This is a genomic window from Thiohalophilus sp., from assembly GCF_031581315.1.
Lineage (GTDB): Bacteria > Pseudomonadota > Gammaproteobacteria > UBA6429 > Thiohalophilaceae > Thiohalophilus.
In genome coordinates, this window is record NZ_JAVLAZ010000013.1 from 33,840 (window position 1) to 37,058 (window position 3,219).

The window sequence follows — 3,219 nt, forward strand, 5'->3', positions numbered from 1 at the left end:
CGGCTTGCGCCGATTCGATGGCTGCCATACAGTTTCTGTTAATAAATAAGAAATGCGTCGGGGCATGACGCGATAACGGGGGGATGGATGCCAAGGGATTATGACGAGAAGCGCGATTTTATTCGCGTCGAGGTGGATTGTGATATTCACTTCAAGCCGCAGGGTGTCGAGAGTGAGCAGATCGGGCGACTGTCCAATCTCAGCGGTCGCGGCATGATGTTCATCGCCGCCGAGGAGATTCCGGTCGATACGCCGGTGGAGATCCGTATCGCGGCGGAAAAACAGGTGACGGCGCCGCTGCATGCGATGGTCCGGGTGGTACGCATGGCAAAACAGCGGCGGGGCGACGGTTACGAAATCGGCGCTATCATTACCAGCGTGTTCGATGAAAATGAATAAGACGGGCAAGGGGCGATGAGCCGGGTACCGACCGATGAAATGTTGCTGGCGCTGGCCCACCGGGTCAGCGAACGGCTCGAGCCACAGTCATTGTCCCTGGCCACCGCCGAGTCCTGCACCGGCGGCTGGATTGCCAAGCTGCTGACCGATGTGCCCGGCTGTTCCGCCTGGTTTGAGCGCGGCTTTGTCACCTATTCCAACGAGGCGAAGCAGGAACTGCTGGCGGTGCCGGCCGCTGTGCTGGACGAAGATGGCGCGGTCAGCGAGCCGACGGTACGGGCCATGGCCGAGGGGGCGCTGCGCCATAGTCGAGCCGATCTGGCCCTGTCGGTCAGCGGCATTGCCGGCCCGGGAGGCGGGCGGCCCGACAAGCCGCTGGGGCTGGTCTGGTTTGGCTGGGCGCAACGGGTGGCCGGTGAGGCGGCGCAGGTCAGTAGTGAGCACCAGGTCTATAACGGTAACCGCGATGACGTGCGCCGCCAGGCAGTGGTCCGGGCGCTGGAAGGCATCCTCGAATTGACCGGTGAATGAGCCCCGCCAGCGACTCTTTTTTGCCCTGTGGCCTTCGCCGCCCCTGGCGCAGGCGCTGCGCCGACTGGCCCGGGAGAGGTTCGCGGATCCCGGGGCCCGCATTCTGCAAGCCGACCAGCTTCACCTGACGCTTATCTATCTGGGTCCTGTCGATACACAGCAGCGCACCTGCGCCGAGCAAGTCGCCGACGGCGTCCGGGCCGATGCCTTGACGCTTTCCCTCTCCCGGCTCGGCTTCTGGTCCCGACCCGGGATCGGCTGGCTCGCCCCCCAAAGCAGCCCGCCGTCCTTGCTGGCCCTGGTGAGCCAGTTGCAGCGGGGGCTGGGCGAGTGCGGCTTTCAAATCGATGCCCGGCCCTGGCAGGCCCACCTGACGCTGGTGCGCAAGTTGCGCCGACCGCCGTTGAGTGAGGCGCTTGATGAGCCGCTGCTCTGGCCGGTTGATGAGTTCGCGCTGGTCGAATCCCAAACCCTGCCGAGTGGGGCCGAATACCGCATCCTGCAACGCTGGTCGCTGGTCGGTCATGCGCCCCAGGAAAATCACTGACCGCACTGAAGACCCCGAAAAAGAACCTGTCACTGTACCGGTAAGTCAGTGTTTTTGGGGGTGGTGTTGTGACCCCTGAGAAGGGGGCGCCCGGGTGGCGTCGGGCCGGAGCAAATCGAGGCTAGGCCATGGTCGGGATTGTGTGAAATAATGGCGCCGGGTTACGAGTGGGCGTGGGACCAGGGATTGGTTTCATTCGATACGTTACAGGAGAAATATCATGGATGCAGACAAGAAAAAGGCACTCAGTGCCGCACTGGGCCAGATCGAAAAACAGTTCGGTAAGGGTTCGGTCATGCGCATGGGCGACACCTCGGCGGTGCGCAATGTGGAGGCGATTTCCACCGGTTCGCTGGGGCTGGATATTGCCCTGGGCGTGGGTGGCCTGCCCAAGGGTCGGGTGGTGGAAATCTACGGTCCGGAATCGTCGGGCAAGACCACGCTGACCTTGCAGGTGATCGCCGAATGCCAGAAACACGGTGGCACGGCGGCCTTTGTCGATGCCGAGCATGCGCTGGATCCCCAGTATGCGGGTCGCCTGGGCGTGAACGTGGACGATCTGCTGGTTTCCCAGCCGGATACCGGCGAGCAGGCGCTGGAGATCACCGACATGCTGGTACGCTCCAGCGCGGTGGACGTGGTGGTGGTCGACTCGGTGGCGGCACTGACCCCCAAGGCGGAAATCGAAGGCGACATGGGCGATACCCATGTGGGTCTGCAGGCGCGGCTGATGTCCCAGGCGCTGCGCAAACTGAGTGGCAATATCAAGCGTTCCAATACGCTGGTTATTTTCATTAACCAGATCCGCATGAAGATCGGTGTCATGTTCGGCAGCCCGGAAACCACGACCGGTGGTAACGCGCTCAAGTTCTATGCGTCCGTGCGGCTGGATATCCGGCGTATCGGTTCGATCAAAAAAGGCGACGAGGTTATTGGTAACGAGACCCGGGTCAAGGTGCTGAAGAACAAGGTGGCGCCGCCATTCAAGCAGGTGGAATTCGATCTGCTGTATAACGAAGGCATCTCCCGCGAGGGCGAGATCATCGATCTGGGTGTCAAGGAAGGACTGGTGGAAAAATCGGGCGCCTGGTACAGCTATAACGGCGATCGCATCGGTCAGGGCAAGGATAACGTGCGCAACTTTCTCAAGGAGCATCCGGAAATGGCGCAGGATATCGAAGCCCAGATCCGCGATAAGCTGCTGCCCAAGCCGGCGGAGGCACAAGCGCAGAGCGACGTGCCCGATGATAGCGCGCTGGAAGAGGCCGAAGCCTGAAAACCCGGTGACGCCGTTTCAAGATGGCTAAAAGCGTCCGTGAAGCGGCGATGGATATGTTGTCCCGCCGCGAACACAGCACCTGTGAACTACAGCAAAAGCTGGTGCGCAAGGGGTATGCCGAAGAGGAGGTCGATTCGGCATTGCAGCGCCTTGCGGATGAAAACCTGTTGAGTGACGAACGGTTCGTGGAAGCGTTCGTGCATTCCCGGCAGACCCGGGGCTCCGGGCCGCGCAAGATCGTTGCCGAACTGTCGCAAAAAGGTGTCAGCGAGATGCTGATCTCCCAATACCTGGATGAACGCAGCCCGGTCTGGATCGATCTGGCCAGGGAGGTGCGCGTCAGGAAATTCGGCGCCGCTTTACCCGGGGAGTACAGGGAAAAAGCCCGGCAGATGCGTTTTTTGCAGCAGCGCGGGTTTACTACCGAGCAGATTCAAAACGTGGTGCGGGATGATGACTGACA

The 3,219-nt window shown here is 61.4% G+C and carries 5 protein-coding genes; all 5 read left to right on the forward strand.

Annotated features, from left to right (window positions below; genetic code table 11):
* The first annotated feature begins 87 nt into the window (after nucleotides 1-87).
* The 5 genes from RI563_RS03205 to RI563_RS03225 all read left to right on the forward strand — a co-directional run bounded on the left by RI563_RS03205 (nucleotide 88) and on the right by RI563_RS03225 (nucleotide 3,217).
* Entirely contained in the window at nucleotides 88-399 is a 312-nt protein-coding gene (locus RI563_RS03205) for a PilZ domain-containing protein (protein ID WP_310692902.1), read from the forward strand.
* 15 nt (nucleotides 400-414) lie between these two features.
* A complete protein-coding gene (locus tag RI563_RS03210; RefSeq protein WP_310692903.1) occupies nucleotides 415-930 on the forward strand; it encodes a nicotinamide-nucleotide amidohydrolase family protein in 516 nt (171 codons plus the stop codon).
* Nucleotides 923-1,477, forward strand: a complete 555-nt coding sequence (gene thpR, locus RI563_RS03215; RefSeq protein ID WP_310692904.1) for an RNA 2',3'-cyclic phosphodiesterase — start codon at nucleotides 923-925, stop codon at nucleotides 1,475-1,477. Before RI563_RS03210 ends, thpR begins: the two co-directional genes overlap by 8 nt.
* Before the next feature lie 220 nt (nucleotides 1,478-1,697).
* Entirely contained in the window at nucleotides 1,698-2,753 is a 1,056-nt protein-coding gene (gene recA, locus RI563_RS03220; protein WP_310692905.1) for a recombinase RecA, read from the forward strand.
* 23 nt (nucleotides 2,754-2,776) lie between these two features.
* Nucleotides 2,777-3,217 (forward strand): regulatory protein RecX, encoded by a 441-nt coding sequence (locus RI563_RS03225; RefSeq protein WP_310692906.1) that lies wholly within the window; start codon nucleotides 2,777-2,779, stop codon nucleotides 3,215-3,217.
* The last annotated feature ends 2 nt before the right edge of the window (nucleotides 3,218-3,219 follow it).